Here is a 16,496-nt window from a genome sequence, read left to right as displayed (position 1 = left end):
GCTTGACAGCCGCGGGGGACCGCGCGCAACATCGTTCGTATACGAATGATAACGACGTCTCCGCTGGCTTTCGACATGGTGATGGAAACAACAAGCGCTGCCACCGACAAGATCCGCTGCGATGCCTGTCCGGTGATGTGCTACATCAAGCCGGGCGCGGCGGGCGCCTGCGACCGCTATGCCAACCACGACGGCAAGCTCGTCCGCGTCGATCCGCATGTGATTCTGGAGCGCACCGTCTCGCACGGCGGCAAGCTCGTTCCGTTCAACCGCACCGAAGACTGGGACGGCAAGATCGTCCACGAGCCCTCGACCTTCGTCACCGCGATCGGCGCGGGCACGACCTATCCCGACTACAAGCCGGCGCCGTTCATCGTTTCCGCGGAGGTCGACGGCATCGACATGGTGACCGTGGTCACCGAGGGCATCTTCTCCTATTGCGGCATCAAGGTGAAGATCGACACCGACCGTTATCTGGGGCCCGAGACCGCCACCGTGCGCGCGCAGGGCGAGGCGGTCGGCCACGTCACCACCAGCGAATACGGCTCGCAGATGCTGTCGCTCGGCGGCGTGCATCACCTCACCGGCGGCTCCAAGAAGGAGGGGCGCGTCACCTGCGACACGTTGATGGACCTCGCCAATTGCAAGGCGGTGGAGCTGACCATCGACGGTGGCGCGACCGTGGTGGTGCAGGCCGGCCAGCCGCCGATCGTCAACGGCGTCAAGGAGGAGCGCATGCGCGTCGGCTGCGGCTCGGCGACGATCGGCATGTTCGCCAAGCAATGGCACGGCAAGGTCGACGAGGTCGTCGTGGTCGACGACCACATCACCGGCGTGCTCTCGGAGCACCAGGCCGGCAAGCTGCTCGACATCGCCGACACCGGCATCAAGATGAAGGGGCGCCGCTCGACGCCCGGCCGCTATTTCCAGGTCGCCGATCCCGGCACCGGCTGGGGCGGCACCAACATCTCCGATCCCCTGGCGATTCTCGGCCCCTTCGACAAGAAGGAGGCGAAGGCCGGCCTGACCATGCTGATGGTCTCCACCACCGGCGAGCATTCGTCCTATTACGTGCTCGACGAGACCCTGAATCCGGTCGAGACCGAGATGCCCGCCGATCTGAAATTCTCGGTCGAGCGCATCCAGGAAAACTGCGAGCCGGCGCTGTGCACGGTGCTGTTCATGGCCGGGGCCGGCGGATCGCTGCGCGCCGGCGTCACCGACAATCCGGTGCGGCTGACGCGCTCGGTGAAGGACGCGCTGACGCGCGTCACCAGCGGCGGAGCGCCGGTCTATGTCTGGCCGGGCGGCGGCATCACCTACATGGTCGACGTCACGCAGATGCCGGCGGGCGCGTTCGGCTATGTGCCGACGCCCGCGCTGGTCGCGCCGATCGAGTTCACGATGAAGCTGACCGACTATGCCGCGCTCGGCGGGCACATGGACTATGTGAAGCCGCTCTCCGAGGTGCAGAACGGTGAGGATGTCCGCCAGTTGCCCTGGCAGAACCCGATTCCAGGACCGCGGGCATGACCCGGCTCCCGCAAATCGCATTGCTGTCTGATGGCCGGCGGCTGCATTTGCAGGATGGACCGATCGATCTGATCGTCGAGGCGAGGGGAGCGGCAGGCGAGGTGCGTGCGGCCTATGAAGCCGCGGCGCAGCGTTTCACCGGGCTGCTCGACGAGCTCTGCGCGGAATTGCCGGAGCTGCGGACGGCTGCCGGCACACGGACGTCGCTGAAGGGCGTGGTGGCGCGGCGCATGCACGCCGCTGTCGCGCCCTATGCCGCTGATGGCTTCATCACGCCGATGGCCGCTGTGGCCGGGAGCGTGGCCGAGGAAATTCTCGGCGCGATGCTCGGCGCCGCGACGCTCGATCGGGTCTATGTCAACAATGGCGGCGATATCGCGCTTCATCTCGGCAGAGGCGAGCATTTCTCGGTCGGCCTGATGGATCGGCCCGATCGCGACGGCGTGATGCGAGCCATGCGGGTCGATGCGGAGGATCCGGTGCGCGGCATCGCGACCAGCGGACGGCACGGCCGCAGCTTTTCGCTCGGCATTGCCGATGCAGTGACGGTGCTCGCGGCGACGGCGTCGCAGGCCGATGCAGCCGCGACCGTGATCGCCAATGCCGTCGATCTGCCCGGGCATCCCGCCATTATCCGAACCGCTGCGAGCGAAATTCAGCCCGATAGCGATCTCGGCGCGCGTCTGGTCACCCGCGGCGTCGGTGAATTGTCGCGGAATGAGATCGCGGATGCGCTGGAATCTGGCGCGGAATGTGCACGGCAATTGTTCGATCGCGGATTGATCGAGGGTGCTGTGCTCAGGCTTTGTGGTGATATGCTTGTCATCGGAGCCAAGGATATGGAAGAGCAGCGAACGCGCCCGCTCGTGCTGGAGAACGCGGTCGGTGCCTGAACAGGGAAGCGAAGCATGAGCGCGATCATCCGCAAGATCGTCACCGTCGTCGAAGAGACGCAGATGGAGATGGGCCGCCAGGTCTCGCCGCCGACCCGGCGTGCCGCCGCGATCGCCGTGATCGAAAATCCATTCGCCGGAAAATACGTCGAGGATCTCTCGCCGCTGATCGCGATCGGCGAGGAACTCGGTGACTTGCTGGCAAAGCGCGCGGTGGCGGCGCTCGGGATCGACGGTTCCAAGGCGCACAGCTACGGCAAGGCCGCGGCCGTCGGCGAGAACGGTGAGCTGGAGCATGCCGCCGCGATCCTTCATCCCAAGATGGGCGCCCCGGTGCGCAAGGTTCTGACCAAGGGCGCGGCGCTGATCCCATCGTCCAAGAAGCGCAGCGGGCCGGGCACGACGCTCGACATTCCCTTGGGGCATAAGGACGCAGCCTTCGTGCGCAGCCATTTCGACGGCATGGAAGTGCAGATCAACGACGCGCCGCGCGCCAACGAGATCATGGTCGCAGTCGCCGTCACCGACAGCGGCCGTCCGCTTCCGCGCGTCGGCGGATTGACGGTTGCGGAGATCAAGGGTGAAGACGGCTTGAAATAAGGAATGGGTCGGAGGGGCGGGCACAATCTCTCCGGCAAGGTCGTGGTCGAGACAAAGAGTTCAAAACTGGAGGTTGGGATGCGAGCAAGAAATTACTTCGTCGGCGCGGCCTTCGCGCTCCTGGCGGGCGGCATGGCTCATTCGGCCATGGCGCAGGATATCAAGATCGGCGAGATCAACAGCTATTCGCTGCTGCCGGCGTTCACGGAGCCCTATCGCAAGGGCTGGCAGCTCGCGGTGGAGGAGATCAACGCGGCCGGCGGCATCAACGGCAAGAAGCTGGTCGTCGTCTCCAAGGACGACGGCGGCAAGCCGGCGGATGCGCAGACCGCGGCCAACGAGCTCGTCTCGAGCGAGGGCGTGGCGATGCTCACCGGCACGTTCCTGTCGAACATCGGTCTCGCCGTCAGCGACTTCGCCAACCAGAAGAAGGTGTTCTTCCTCGCGGCCGAGCCGCTGACCGACGCCGTCACCTGGTCGAAGGGCAACAAATATACGTTCCGCCTGCGCCCCTCCAACTACATGCAGGCGGCGATGCTGGTCGAGGCGGCCGCCAAGCTCCCGGCCAAGCGCTGGGCGACGATCGCGCCGAACTATGAATACGGCCAGTCGGCGGTGCAGGTGTTCAAGAAGCTGATGTCGGAGAAGCGTCCCGACATCCAGTGGGTGGACGAGCAGTGGCCGCCGCAGGGCAAGATCGACGCAGGTCCCGTGGTGCAGGCGGTTGCCGCCGCCAATCCCGAGGCGATCCTCAACGTCACCTTCGGCGCCGACCTCGTCAAGCTCGTGCGCGAAGGCAACACCCGTGGCCTGTTCAAGGGCCGCGAGGTCGTCTCCTTCCTGACCGGCGAGCCCGAATATCTCGATCCGCTCAAGGACGAGACGCCCGAGGGCTGGATCGTCACCGGCTATCCCTGGTACTCGATCAAGACGCCCGAGCATGATGCGTTCCTGAAGGCCTACCAGGCCAAGTACAACGACTATCCGCGCCTCGGCTCGATCGTCGGCTACCAGACCATCAAGGCGGCCGCCGCCATTCTCGCCAAGGCCGGCTCGACCGATCCGGAGAAGCTGATTGCCGCAGCGGAGGGGCTGTCGATGCCGTCGCCGTTCGGCGAGATCACCTTCCGCAAGATCGATCACCAGTCGACGCTCGGCGCCTATGTCGGCAAGACCGCGCTGAAGGACGGCAAGGGCGTGATGGTGGACTCTTCTTACAAGAAGGGTTCGGACTATCTGCCGAGCGACGCCGAAGTCGAGAAGCTGCGGCCGAAGGATTGAACTCCGCTGCCGTAGGGTGGGTTAGCCGAAGGCGTAACCCACCACTTTCAGTATCCGCAGAACGAGAACAGGTGGGTTACGCCGAGCAGACGCGCTCTGCGCATCTGCAGGGCTAACCCACCCGACGTCTTCAACCAACCCGGACCGCCGATGGCCTTTTACGTCGTACAGTTTCTGACCGGTCTCGCCAGCGCAGCGTCGCTGTTCCTGGTGGCGTCGGGCCTGTCGATCATCTTCGGCGTGACGCGGATCGTGAATTTCGCGCATGGCGCCTTCTACATGATCGGCGCCTACATCGCCTTCACGCTGACGGAGCGCCTGTCGGGGGCGTTCGGCTTCTGGGGCAGCATCGTGCTGGCTGCGCTCGCGGTGGCGCTGATCGGCGTGCTGGTCGAGATGGTGCTGCTCCGCCGCATCTATCACGCGCCCGAGCTGTTCCAGCTGCTCGCGACCTTCGGCCTGACGCTGATGGTCGAGGACCTCGTCGTGCTGATCTGGGGCCCGGACGATCTCGTCGGCCGCCGCGCCCCGGGCTTCAAGGGCGCGATCGATTTCTTCGGCCAGAACATCCCGAGCTACGACCTGTTCCTGATCGTGCTGGGCCCGGTCGTGCTCGGCATTCTCTGGCTCTTGTTCCAGCGCACGCGCTGGGGCGTGCTGGTGCGCGCCGCGACGCAGGACCGCGACATGGTCGCGGCGCTCGGCGTGAACCAGAAATGGCTGTTCACGTCGGTGTTCGCGGTCGGCGTCTTCCTCGCCGCCCTTGGCGGCGCGCTGCAGATCCCCCGCGATGCCGTGCATCATGCGATGGATTTGCGCATCATCGTGGAGGTGTTCGTCGTCGTGGTGATCGGCGGCCTCGGCAGCATCGTCGGCGCCTTCGTCGCGGCCGTCCTGGTCTCCGAGCTGAACGCCTTCGGCATCCTGATCTTCCCGAAGATCTCGATCATCCTGGTCTTCCTGGTGATGGCGGTGGTGCTGATCGTCCGCCCCTGGGGCCTGTTCGGCAAGCCGGAGGCGGCGGCGCGCAAGACGCCGGGTCTCACCGTCAATCCCTGGCGTCCGCTGACCTCGAACGAGCGGCTCGCCTCGCTGGCCGCGCTCCTCCTCGCGGCGACGCTGCCGCTGTTCGCGGGCAATTACGCGCTGACCGTCGGCTCGGAAATCGCGATCTTCGTGATCTTCGCGGTCTCCCTGCACTTCCTGATGTCGGTCGGCGGCCTCGCATCCTTCGGCCACGCCGCCTATTTCGGCCTCGGGGCCTACGGCGTCGCCTTCCTCGCCAAGATGGCGGGGCTGCCGATGATCGTGTGCCTGTTGCTGGGGCCGCTGCTCGGCTGCATGGGCGCCGCCGTGTTCGGCTTCTTCGCGGTGCAGCTCTCGGGCGTCTATTTCGCCATGCTGACGCTCGCCTTTGCGCAGATCGTCTGGTCGATCGCGTTCCAGTGGGTGAGTGTCACCGGCGGCGACAACGGCATCCTCGGCGTCTGGCCGGAAAAATGGGCGGCGAGCCCGTCGAACTTCTACTGGCTGGCGCTCGGCGTCGCCGCGCTCGTCACCGTCGCGCTGCGCGTCATGGTGTTCTCGCCGTTCGGCTACGCGCTGCGAGCCACGCGCGACTCGCTGCTGCGCAGCGAAGCGATCGGCATCGATGCCAAGCGCATCCAGTGGACCGCCTTCGTGATAGCGGGCACCACCGCCGGCATCGGCGGTGCGCTGTTCGCGTACCTCAAGGGCAGCGTCTTCCCCGACAATCTCGGCATCTCGCTGTCGGTCGATGCGCTGGTCATGGTGCTGCTCGGCGGCGTCGAGACGGTGTCCGGTGCTGTGATCGGTGCCATCGTCTACAAGGCGCTCAACATCTGGCTGGTCAGCCAGACCGATCTGTCAAAGCTCGTGCTCGGCGGCTTCATCGTGCTGATCGTCGTCGTCTTCCCCAAGGGCATCGTCGGCATGCTGGAGATGCTGGCGCAGCGCCGCAGGAAGTCGTCGCCGCCGGGATCCCCCTTGCTCGCCAAGCCGATCGAGTCCGCCGAATGAGCGTCGCACCCACACTTCTCGCGGTCGAAGGCCTGACCAAATCCTATGGCGGCATCCACGCCGTGCGCGGCGTCTCGTTCTCGCTGCGCGCGGGCGAGATCCTGGCGCTGATCGGGCCAAACGGCGCGGGCAAGAGCACCTGCTTCGACATGCTCAACGGCCAGAACAGGCCCGACAGCGGCCACGTCCGCCTGCTCGGCGAGGAGACCACCGGCAAGAAGCCGCGCGAGATCTGGCGGATGGGCGTCGGGCGGACCTTCCAGATCACCGCGACCTTCGCGACCATGACCGTGCGCGAGAATGTGCAGGTTGCGCTGATCTCGCACGGAAAGAAGCTGTTCAATCTGTTCGGCTCGGCCCCGCACTTCGATCGTGGCGAGGCGGGCCGTCTGCTCGAGTTGGTCGGCATGGGTGGCTATGCGGATCGGCCCTGCGGCGAGCTTGCCTATGGCGACCTCAAGCGGCTCGAGCTTGCGGTGGCGCTCGCCAACCAGCCGAAACTGCTGCTGATGGACGAGCCGACCGCCGGCATGGCGCCGCGCGAACGCGTTGAGCTGATGCGGCTCACGGCTCAGATCGCCAAGGAAAAGGCGATCGGCGTGCTCTTCACCGAGCACGACATGGATGTGGTCTTCGAGCACGCCGACCGCATCATCGTGCTCAACCGCGGCACGCTGATCGCGGAGGGCTCGCCGGCCGAGGTGCGCGGCAATCCGCAGGTGCAGGCGATTTATCTGGGCGAGGGGCTGCTTTACGACGGCGGGCATCGCGAGGGAGCATCGGCATGAAGCTCACGGTGCAGGACCTCAACAGCCATTATGGCCCGGCGCATATCCTGTTCGACATCGGCTTCGAGGTCGGCGAGGGCGAGGTGGTGGCGCTGCTCGGGCGCAACGGCGCCGGCAAGTCGACGACGTTCCGCTCGATCGTCGGCCTCGTCGCGCAGCGAACCGGCCGTATCATGTTCGAGTGCAAGGACGTCTCGGCGAAGCCGACGCACGAGATCGTGCGCGAAGGGCTCGGCTATGTGCCGGAGGAGCGGCGTATCTTCACCGACCTGACCGTCGAGGAAAACCTCGAGGTCGGCAAGCAGCCAAAGCGTCCGAACGCACCGTACTGGACGCGTGAAAAGCTGTTCGCGCTGTTTCCAAATCTCGGGGAGATGAAGAACCGGCCGGGCGGTCGCATGAGCGGCGGCGAGCAGCAGATGCTGACGATCGCGCGCACGCTGATGGGCAATCCGTCGCTGGTGCTGCTGGACGAGCCCTCGGAGGGCCTGTCGCCGAAGATCGTGGAGCAGATGGTCGACGCCATCCTGACCATGAAGACGGAAGGCGTCAGCATCGTCGTCTCCGAGCAGAATCTGCACTTTGCGCGGCTCATCTCCGACCGCGCCTACATCATCGAGCGCGGCCGCATCTGCTTCGGCGGGACCATGGCCGAGCTCGACGCGCGTCCGGACATCCGCGACGCGCATCTGTCGTTGTGAAGGCAAAGGGAAGAGGCAGCGGACGGATGGCGAGAAGCTCAGCAGTCAAGAAGAGCGTCAAACCGGCAAAACCGCCTTACGTGCTCGACGAGCAGGTCGGCTTCATCCTGCGCCAGGTCTGGCAGCGTCACAGCTCGATATTCTCCCGTGACATCGGCACCAATCTGACACCGACGCAATGGGCGGCGCTGTCGAAGCTCGCCGAGACCGGGCCATGCTCGCAGAACCAGCTCGGCCGGCTGACGGCGATGGATGTCGCGACCATCAAGGGCGTGATCGACCGCCTGACGGCGCGCGGGCTGACCGAGACGAGCCAGGATCCCGAGGACGGCCGCCGCCTGCTGGTCAGCCTGACCCGGGCGGGGCAACAGCTCGCTGAAAAGCTCGCGCCCAACGCGCTGGCGATCACCCGCGAGACGCTGGCGCCGCTCGACGCCAGGGAGCGCGAGACGCTGATGGCGCTGCTGAACAAGCTGCGGTGAAGAAGGTGCTGTAGGGTGGGCAGAGGCGCGCAGCGCCGTGCCCACCACTTCTCTATGATGGGCACGCTTCCGCCTTTGCTCTTCGAGCTACGGCGGACAAGTCGCTTTGCCCACCGTTCTTTCTCAATCAGGAAAACCGCGTGGGCACGGCGTTGCGCGCCTTTGCCCATCCTACGGCAGTTGAACAAGCTGCGGGGACCGGCGACTAACCTCGATGAAGGGTTCATCGAGGTTTTCGTCATGAGAGCGGCGACGCGGTTTGCGGTGGTCTTGAGCCTTGGTGCGTTGCTGGCGGGCACATGCGCTCCCGCCTTTGCCGCGCAGCCTTACGAGGGCTTCTGGGCCTCGACCAAGAAGGATTGCCGCAACGACGACAGCCCCAATCGCATGAGCATCGAAGGCGGCAACCGCCTGTACTGGTACGAGACGCGCTGCCGCGCCGGCGAGATCACGGCCGACGGCAAGCTCGGCTGGAAGATGAAGCTCGCCTGCGAAGGCGAGGGCGAGAAGTTTCACTCCAATCCCCGCGTGTCCATCGCCGCGGACGGCAGGCTGGTGATGGACAATGGCCCGGTCGGGCAGGCCAAGCGCCAGACCTATGTGCGATGTGAGATTGCCAGGAAGCGCTGATCCCTTACGGCTTGCCCGGCCATTTGGCGCGGTAACGGATCTCGCTGCCGTCGTTGAGCCGCCGCCACGTTCCGAACTCGGGTGTATGCGGCGCGCGGGCCGTCAGATCGATCGGATAGATCCGACCCGGTTGGCCCTGGATGGTGACGGCCAGCTGCCGGTGCGAGGTGCGAAACGCCAGCTCGACCTCGCCGGCGATGACGGCCTGGTCGCCGTCGCGATAGAAGCCGGCCGGGTTCACTTCACCCGGCATGGTGTTGAGGTCAGTCTGCAATTCGATGGTGATGCCTTGCGATGACGCCGGCACCTTAACCCCGGCCGGAAAGCGCACCTCGAACACGAGCAGGGGATTGGCGCCGTTGCGGTTGAGCCAGGGCGTGGCCGTCATGTACGCGACGGCCAGGTAGGTGCCAACAGCGGCGATGCAGAGCAGGCCGACGACGCCGAGCGACTTCAGGGTGTTGCGCGCAACGCCGTCATTGCTCGGATCCTTCCCCGAACGCGTCACCAGCCAGCTGACGAGCACCGCGCCTGCGATTGCACCCGTGGGGGCGTAGACGAACAATCCCAGCAGACCCGACGTGATCGGGTCCGCCCGGTTGCCGAAATCGAACAGGGAGAACAGCACGAAGGTCGCGACATAACCCACCACCGCGCCGGCAACGCCGGCCGCTATTCGCGATGAGCTTTTCATGTCGCCCTCGATGGTCCAGCAATGAACTGCCGCCGCCGAGGGCTGCCTGCGTTAGACGCAGCAGGCAGCAGTCTTGTTCAAAGCCTTGGAGGCTGCGTCACTTCGCCACGATTTCCGGCACGCGGCCGGCCGGCGGCGTGTTGCGGCTGCGCTGGGTGCGCACGATGCCGTCGATGATGGTCATGCCGATGCCGGGGAGGTCGCCGAGCTGGACGCTCTCCAGGATGTTCTTGCCGGGCGAGTGCTGGGCCTTGTCCATGACGACGAAATCGGCGGAGCGGCCGACTTCAATGAGACCGCAGTCGAGCTGCCGCATCCGCGCGGTGTTACCCGTGGCGAGGCAAAAGGCGAGTTCGGCCGGCAGGTCGCCGAGCGAGGACAGCATCGAGACCATGCGCAAAATGCCGAGCGGCTGCACGCCCGAGCCGGCGGGCGCGTCGGTGCCGAGGATGACCCGGTGCAGGTCACCCATTTCCCGGGCGATGCGCAGCGTGAACAGGGCCGAACGCTCATTGCCGTTGTGAACGATCTCGAGCCCGCGCTTGCACCCCTCACAGATGCAGCGGATCTGATCGTCGGGCAGCGCGGTGTGGCCGCCATTGATATGGCCGACCACGTCGGTGTCGGCCTCCAGCACGACGTCCTTGTCGATCAGGCCGGAGCCGGGGATCGAGGGGCCGCCGGTGTGGATCGTGCTCTGGATGCCGTATTTGCGGGCCCAGCCGACCATCTTGCGCGCGGTGGGGCCGTCCTTGACGCCGCCGAGGCCCACTTCGCCGAGCAGCTTGACGCCGGCGGCCGCGAGCTCCTTGAAATCCTCCTCGACCATCTCGCATTCGATCACCGGCGCGCCGGCGTGAACCTTCACGCCGCCGGGCCGCAAATTCCAGAAGGCGCGCTGGGCGAAGATGGCCATCGCCTTCAGCCCGACGACGTCGCGCGGGCGGCCGGGCATGTGCACTTCGCCGGCGGAAATCATCGTGGTGACGCCGCCATGCAGATTGCTGTCGATCCAGCCGATCTGGTTCTGGCGGGGCGTCCAGTCGCCCGCGACGGGATGGACGTGGCTGTCGATCAGGCCCGGCGCGACCGTGGTGCCGTTGGCCTCGACGATGGTGGTCGCGCCTTCGGTGTTGAGGTCCTTGTAGCGGCCGATCGCGGTGATCTTGCCGTTCTCGGCGACGATGGTGTCGCCGTCCAGGATCGGCTTTTCCAGGGCGCCGGACAGGATCAGGCCGATATTCCGGATCACGAGCTTCGAGGGTCCGGTGGCCTGGGGTGCGTCATGCGCCATGGAAGGGGCTCCTTATTCCTAACTGCAACGCTTTCGATCTTGGGCAGCCTTGACCGCGGGATCAAGCAGGATTATTCATTAGTGTACGAATGATCGTGTACAAACGACGCATAGCTGCCCGCCTCGGAACCGCATTGACGCGACACGGATAGGTGAGATGAGCAATTTCAATCAGGAAAGCGTTTTGAGCGTCCACCACTGGACCGACACGCTGTTCTCCTTCAAGACCACCCGCAGCCCGACCTTCCGTTTCCGCAACGGCGAGTTCACCATGATCGGGCTCAAGGTCGGCGAGAAGCCGCTGCTGCGGGCCTACAGCGTCGCCAGCGCCAATTACGAGGAGACGCTGGAGTTCTTCTCGATCAAGGTGCCTGACGGTCCGCTGACCTCGCGCCTCCAGCATCTGAAGGAAGGCGACGAGATCATCGTCAGCCGCAAGGCCACCGGAACGCTGGTGATCGACAATCTGGAAGAGGGCCGCAACCTCTACCTGATCGGCACCGGCACCGGCCTTGCCCCGTTCCTGAGCGTGATCAAGGACCCCGAGACCTACGAGCGGTTCGAGAAGGTCGTTCTGCTGCACGGCTGCCGGCACGTGAAGGAGCTCGCCTATGGCGAGATGATCACCGAGCACCTGCCGAAGGACGAGCTGCTCGGCGAGTACATCCAGAACCAGCTGATCTACTACCCGACGGTGACCCGCGATCCCTTCCGCAACCGCGGCCGCATCACCGACCTCATCACCTCGGGCAAGCTGTTCAGCGATATCGGCCTTCCGATGCTGGAAGCCGCCCATGACCGCGTCATGATCTGCGGCAGCCCGGCGCTGGTGGCGGACACCCGCGTGCTGCTCGGCGAGCGCGGCTTCGTCGAGGGCAACCACGGCGAACCGGCCCAGTTCGTGGTCGAGAAGGCCTTCGCCGAGCGGTAAGCCCGCAATAAGACCGTATTTTCGCCCTCTGGCGGGCGTTGCCGCGCCGATTCGGCGCTTGATACACTTGTGGGAGCGAATCAGCGGGAGTTCCCACATGGTTGCGGACAGCGACAGCAACATCGCCTGGCACCGGGTTCAGTTGAAGAAGAACCGCGCCGAGCTGAAGGCGCTCGAGACCGCGCGCTTCACGATGGGCGAGATCGCGTCCTCGAAGCGGAACGGCCAGACCCAGAAGACGATCGCGGAACTGAAGCGCAAGATCGCGCAATCCGAGCGCGTCATCGCCGATCACGACAAGCGCACGCGCCGTCCACTCGGCACCGACATGCAGAGCCTCAGCAACGGCAGCTGGAGCCATTGGGACTCCTATACCAACCAGCAGCAGCGCAAGACCGGCCACCGCTCGCCGGGACGCGGCTAGGTCCTCCGGGGCGGAACGAGAGTTCCGGCCTTGCGCCGGCTGCTCCGCATCCCATCTGGTTGAGGCGCAACAACCGCCGGTGATTCCATGACCCCGCGCCTCGATTTCACCAGCGAGGCTTTTTTCCGCGATCCACCCAAGGCCATCGCGGCGCTGCGCGCGCAGGGCCCCGTGGTGGCGACGCGCTTTCCGCTGGTCGGCGACGTCTGGATCACGACGACCCACGACGCCACCGCGCAGGTGCTGAAGGACAGTGCGACCTTCACGCTGCGCAAGGAAGGCGGCGAGGTCGCGAGCATCCGCTGGTGGATGCCCAAACTCGTCACGACCATCGCCAACAACATGCTGACGATGGATGAGCCGGACCACACGCGGCTGCGCGGCATCGTGGACGAGGCCTTCCGCCGCCGTGCCATCGTGGCGATGGAGCCGCGGATCCGCGCCATTGCCGACGACCTTGCCGCGGGGCTGTTTGCGGGCGGAGCTCCGGCCGATCTCGTCGAGCACTATGCGCGCATCCTGCCGCTGTCGGTCATCTCCGAACTGCTCGGCCTGCCCATGGCCGATCGCGCCCGGTTCATTGCCTGGGCCAGCGCGATGTCCTCGCTGACCGGCATCGTCAGCGTCGTCCGCCTGATGTTCGCGCTGCGCAAGATGCGACGCTATCTGCAGGGGCAGTTGCAGCGCGCGCGCGAGCAGGGCGGCGAGGGGCTGATCGCGGAGCTGGTGCAGGTCGAGCGCGAGGGCGGCCAGATCACGCCCGACGAGATGGTGGCGATGGTGTTTCTGCTGCTCGCGGCGGGCTCGGAGACGACGACGCATCTGATCAGCGGGTCGGTCTACGAGCTGCTAAAGAACCCCGGCTTGCGTGACTGGCTGGAGGAGGACTGGAGCCGCGCCTCGCTCGCCGTCGAGGAGTTCCTGCGGTTCGTCTCGCCGGTTCAGTTTTCGAAGCCGCGCTATGTGCGGCGGGATGTCGAGTTGGACGGCGTGCGCCTGAAGAAGGGCGACCGCGTCATGGTCATGCTCGCGGCGGCGAACATGGACCCGGCGGTGCACGACCAGCCGGAGCGGCTCGATCTCGAGCGCAAGCCCAACCGCCACATGTCGTTTGGCACGGGAATCCATTTCTGCCTCGGGCACCAGCTCGCGCGCATCGAGGCTGCCAGCGCGCTGCAGGCCCTGTTCACGCGCTGGCCGCGGCTTGGCCTCGCCGTTGATGCCTCGCAGATCCACTGGCGCAAGCGGCCGGGGATTCGCATGATTGCGAAACTGCCCGTGGTGGCCGATGCCGGTGGAAGACAGCAGCCGCGCGAGGAAGAGCAACTGCTGGCAAGCTGAACGGGAACTTCATCGTTCCCTGATGCAACCGCGAAACAAACTCCGCGGTGCCTGCGTTGGCCCGATGTGGACAATGATGATGGAGCAATCCATGCCCCACGGAGGCAAGACGCATATCGGCTCAGGCGCGCACGGCAAGGGTGCGGGTAACGGAGCGTTGACGGACATCCCCAAGGACAAGATCGGCGACAACATGATCCTGTCGAACCGCGACAAGGCGCAGCATTCCGACATCAGAGGCATGGACAGCAAGTTCATCCAGACCGAGCAATATCAGGACCACTCGGCCAACCGGCTCACGGACGACGAGGAGCCGGAAGAGTAGGCGATGCGCCGACGCGCTCAGGAGCCGGTCGATTTCCTGGAAGAAACCAGATCGCGCTCCCAGCCGAACACCGAGCGGCCGTCGAGATCGGGTGAAGCGGCGCGTTCACCGGCGATATAGGCTTCGACGGACGGACCGCTCGCGCTGCGCTCGAGCCGCCGCGCCTGGTCGTCGAGACGCCTGATCGCCTGCATCTCTTCCTCGCGGCCAAGCCTTGCGTTCTGGATCGCGCCCTTCAGCACGCGGATGGTCTCGTCGTAGACCTTGATCGGGACGGGATAGGGATGCCGGTCCTTGCCGCCATGGGCGAGCGAGAAGCGCGCGGGGTCGGTGAAGCGATAGGGCGCGCCGTGCACGACCTCGGCCACCATCGCCAGCGAGCGCACGGTGCGCGCGCCGACGCCGGGCGTCAGCAGCAATTCCGGAAAGTCGACCGGGCCGCGCTCGGCCGCCGCAGCCAGCGTGCCGTGAAGGCGCCGCGCGAACACATCCTTGGGCCTGACATCGTGATGGGCAGGCATGATCAGGTGCGGCAGCATCGCCTGCGCAGGCTCGGACGCGGTGCCGGTGAGCCGCTCGAATTCAGTGAGGATGCGGTCCGGACCGAGATCGCTCAAGAGCTCGAGCTGCGCGGTGCGCGAGACGTCGGCACGATGGTCGGTGAGGTTGACGATCTCGCCTTGCTGCGGGCCGTCGATCGCGCTGTGCGGCGCATCGACAAAGCTCTTCAGCGCTTCCGAATGCCAGTGATAGCGACGGGCCTGGCGTTTGTCGCCGTTCATGCCCTGCTGCACCACCGTCCATTTTCCCTCGGTGGTGACGAAGAAGCCGTGAAGATAGAGATCAAAGCCGTCCTGCACCGCTGCGCTGTCGACCTTGGCCACGAGACGGCTGGCACGCGTCAGCTTCACGCCATCGAAGCCGACGCGGTCGCCGAGCTGCAGCAGCTCGTCCGGCGTCTTGCGCGAATGCTGGCCGCGGCCACCGCAGACATAGATGCCGAGCTCGTCCTGGAGCGGGCCGAGCCCGCGCTTCAGCGCGCCGATCACGGAGGTGGTGATTCCCGAGGAGTGCCAGTCCATCCCCATCACCGCGCCGAAAGACTGGAACCAGAACGGATGCGACAGGCGCTGCATGAACGCATCGCGGCCGTAATGATGCACGATCGCCTGCGTGACGATCGCACCGAGCGTAGCCATGCGGCTTGCCAGCCACGGCGGAACTCGTCCGGTGTGGAGAGGAAGATCAGCGCTGCCGGTTCGTCTGGTCATGGATGCCTAGGAATAGCGCAATCGGGCACGGTTGCACCAGAGGAATGCTGCGTTGCACGGAGTGTGGGAGCGAAGCGGGCCGGGAGGCGTTGAGCGCTTTCAGCAAATGCAATCCGGGAACGTGAATGAATTGGCAGGCCCTCATGGCCGACATCGACGGGATGTTCGGGTGGATTCCAACATGGTTCATTGGTCTCGGCCTGGTCGCAGCGGCGATCCTGCTCGCCCTGACTTTCTATCGGCTCGCGGTCTGGCTGCTCAATCGCGCCTTCGGAACCCGGCTTCCTCTCCTGGGCGTGTTCATCGAGCGCACGTCCGGGCCGGCTCAACTGGCGCTGTGTCTCGCCGCCGTCGCGCTGGTGCTGCCGCTTGCGCCGCTGAGCGATGCCTTCCGCACGCCGCTGACGAGCCTGTTCGTCGTCGCCTTCATCGCCCTGATCGGCTGGATCTCGATCCGGGTCGTCGACATGAGCGCGGCGCGCTACTTGCAGAACTTTCGCGACGTCAGCGAAAATCTCATCGCGCGCAAGCATGTCACGCAGGTGCGCGTGTTCAAGCGCGTCACCGACATCATCATCGTCATCATCACGGTCTCGACCGCGCTGATGACGTTCGACTCGGTGAGGCAATACGGCGTCAGCCTGTTCGCCTCCGCAGGTGCCGCCGGTATCATCGTCGGTCTTGCCGCCCGTCCGCTGCTCAGCAACCTCATCGCGGGCCTGCAGATCGCAATCACCCAACCGATCCGGATCGAGGATGCCGTGATCATCGAGAACGAGTGGGGCTGGGTCGAGGACATCGCCTCCACCTATGTGGTGATCCGGCTGTGGGACTGGCGCCGCATGGTGGTCCCGCTGTCCTACTTCATCGAAAAGCCGTTCCAGAACTGGACCCGCGACACGGCATCCCTGATCGGCGTGATCGCGCTCCATGTCGACTATCGCGCTGACGTGCCGCGGATCCGGCGCTGGCTGGAGGAGGCGGTGAAGCAGTCGAAACTATGGGACGGCGCGGTGGTCAATCTCCAGGTGATCGACGCCGATTCACGCACCATCGAGCTCCGCGCACTGGTCAGCGCCCGGAATGCGCCGCAGTCCTGGGACTTGCGCTGCGAGATCCGGGAGAAGCTCGTCGCCTTCATTCGCGACGAGATGCCGGAAGCCCTGCCGCGCGAACGTGCGATCCTGATCCCTTCGGGCAATGACGATGCCGATCTCGTGCGGGGCATCGTGCCGCCGGAGAAGATGCGGGCGAGCGCACGCAACTGA

At 65.6% G+C, this 16,496-nt stretch carries 17 protein-coding genes; 14 read left to right on the top strand and 3 right to left on the bottom strand.

Annotated features, from left to right (window positions below):
- The first annotated feature begins 75 nt into the window (after positions 1 to 75).
- The 9 genes from JQ617_RS20460 (at position 76) to JQ617_RS20420 (ending at position 8,948) form a co-directional block, all read left to right on the top strand.
- Complete coding sequence (locus tag JQ617_RS20460; protein ID WP_212027861.1) at positions 76 to 1,533, top strand: 6-hydroxynicotinate reductase; 1,458 nt, start codon at positions 76 to 78, stop codon at positions 1,531 to 1,533.
- Positions 1,530 to 2,426: a UPF0280 family protein gene (locus JQ617_RS20455; protein ID WP_212027860.1), complete on the top strand. Its 897-nt coding sequence runs from the start codon at positions 1,530 to 1,532 to the stop codon at positions 2,424 to 2,426. Before JQ617_RS20460 ends, JQ617_RS20455 begins: the two co-directional genes overlap by 4 nt.
- 15 nt (positions 2,427 to 2,441) lie before the next feature.
- Positions 2,442 to 3,026, top strand: a complete 585-nt coding sequence (locus JQ617_RS20450) for an amino acid synthesis family protein (RefSeq protein WP_212027859.1) — start codon at positions 2,442 to 2,444, stop codon at positions 3,024 to 3,026.
- 78 nt (positions 3,027 to 3,104) lie between these two features.
- The gene (locus JQ617_RS20445; RefSeq protein WP_212027858.1) at positions 3,105 to 4,307 is read left to right on the top strand and encodes an ABC transporter substrate-binding protein; all 1,203 of its coding nucleotides are present in this window, start codon (positions 3,105 to 3,107) and stop codon (positions 4,305 to 4,307) included.
- A 150-nt stretch (positions 4,308 to 4,457) separates the two neighbouring features.
- On the top strand, positions 4,458 to 6,347 hold the full coding sequence (locus tag JQ617_RS20440; RefSeq protein ID WP_212027857.1) for an ABC transporter permease: 1,890 nt from the start codon (positions 4,458 to 4,460) through the stop codon (positions 6,345 to 6,347).
- On the top strand, positions 6,344 to 7,135 hold the full coding sequence (locus JQ617_RS20435; protein WP_212027856.1) for an ABC transporter ATP-binding protein: 792 nt from the start codon (positions 6,344 to 6,346) through the stop codon (positions 7,133 to 7,135). Before JQ617_RS20440 ends, JQ617_RS20435 begins: the two co-directional genes overlap by 4 nt.
- Positions 7,132 to 7,836: an ABC transporter ATP-binding protein gene (locus tag JQ617_RS20430; RefSeq protein ID WP_212027855.1), complete on the top strand. Its 705-nt coding sequence runs from the start codon at positions 7,132 to 7,134 to the stop codon at positions 7,834 to 7,836. Before JQ617_RS20435 ends, JQ617_RS20430 begins: the two co-directional genes overlap by 4 nt.
- A gap of 26 nt (positions 7,837 to 7,862) precedes the next feature.
- Positions 7,863 to 8,318 (top strand): MarR family winged helix-turn-helix transcriptional regulator, encoded by a 456-nt coding sequence (locus tag JQ617_RS20425; RefSeq protein WP_063684565.1) that lies wholly within the window; start codon positions 7,863 to 7,865, stop codon positions 8,316 to 8,318.
- A gap of 240 nt (positions 8,319 to 8,558) precedes the next feature.
- Positions 8,559 to 8,948, top strand: a complete 390-nt coding sequence (locus tag JQ617_RS20420; protein WP_212027854.1) for a hypothetical protein — start codon at positions 8,559 to 8,561, stop codon at positions 8,946 to 8,948.
- A 4-nt stretch (positions 8,949 to 8,952) separates the two neighbouring features.
- On the opposite strand, the gene JQ617_RS20415 is transcribed toward JQ617_RS20420, so the two are convergent.
- Both JQ617_RS20415 and JQ617_RS20410 read right to left on the bottom strand, forming a co-directional pair.
- Positions 8,953 to 9,642, bottom strand: coding sequence for a hypothetical protein (locus JQ617_RS20415; protein ID WP_212027853.1), 690 nt, complete (start codon positions 9,640 to 9,642; stop codon positions 8,953 to 8,955).
- Positions 9,643 to 9,739: 97 nt separating this feature from the next.
- Positions 9,740 to 10,936 carry an amidohydrolase family protein gene (locus tag JQ617_RS20410; protein WP_063684562.1) on the bottom strand — a complete coding sequence of 399 codons (1,197 nt, stop codon included), beginning with the start codon at positions 10,934 to 10,936 and terminating at the stop codon, positions 9,740 to 9,742.
- Positions 10,937 to 11,093: 157 nt separating this feature from the next.
- On the opposite strand from JQ617_RS20410, the gene JQ617_RS20405 reads away from it, so the two are divergent.
- From JQ617_RS20405 to JQ617_RS20390, 4 genes are all read left to right on the top strand, one after another.
- Complete coding sequence (locus JQ617_RS20405) at positions 11,094 to 11,867, top strand: ferredoxin--NADP reductase (RefSeq protein WP_063684561.1); 774 nt, start codon at positions 11,094 to 11,096, stop codon at positions 11,865 to 11,867.
- 97 nt (positions 11,868 to 11,964) lie between these two features.
- Positions 11,965 to 12,291: a hypothetical protein gene (locus tag JQ617_RS20400; protein ID WP_212027852.1), complete on the top strand. Its 327-nt coding sequence runs from the start codon at positions 11,965 to 11,967 to the stop codon at positions 12,289 to 12,291.
- Positions 12,292 to 12,378: 87 nt separating this feature from the next.
- Positions 12,379 to 13,632: a cytochrome P450 family protein gene (locus JQ617_RS20395; protein ID WP_212027851.1), complete on the top strand. Its 1,254-nt coding sequence runs from the start codon at positions 12,379 to 12,381 to the stop codon at positions 13,630 to 13,632.
- A gap of 91 nt (positions 13,633 to 13,723) precedes the next feature.
- Positions 13,724 to 13,957 carry a hypothetical protein gene (locus JQ617_RS20390; RefSeq protein ID WP_212027850.1) on the top strand — a complete coding sequence of 78 codons (234 nt, stop codon included), beginning with the start codon at positions 13,724 to 13,726 and terminating at the stop codon, positions 13,955 to 13,957.
- Between the two features lie 17 nt (positions 13,958 to 13,974).
- Here JQ617_RS20390 and JQ617_RS20385 read toward each other — a convergent pair whose 3' ends face one another.
- The gene (locus tag JQ617_RS20385; protein WP_212027849.1) at positions 13,975 to 15,228 is read right to left on the bottom strand and encodes a DUF763 domain-containing protein; all 1,254 of its coding nucleotides are present in this window, start codon (positions 15,226 to 15,228) and stop codon (positions 13,975 to 13,977) included.
- 125 nt (positions 15,229 to 15,353) lie between these two features.
- Here JQ617_RS20385 and JQ617_RS20380 point away from each other — a divergent pair, with 125 nt between their 5' ends.
- Positions 15,354 to 16,496, top strand: coding sequence for a mechanosensitive ion channel family protein (locus tag JQ617_RS20380; RefSeq protein WP_212027848.1), 1,143 nt, complete (start codon positions 15,354 to 15,356; stop codon positions 16,494 to 16,496).

Origin of the sequence: Bradyrhizobium sp. KB893862 SZCCT0404 (assembly GCF_018130885.1) — a bacterium.
In the GTDB taxonomy this organism is placed as follows: domain Bacteria; phylum Pseudomonadota; class Alphaproteobacteria; order Rhizobiales; family Xanthobacteraceae; genus Bradyrhizobium; species Bradyrhizobium stylosanthis.
This window is presented reverse-complemented; position numbering and strand designations above follow the sequence as displayed.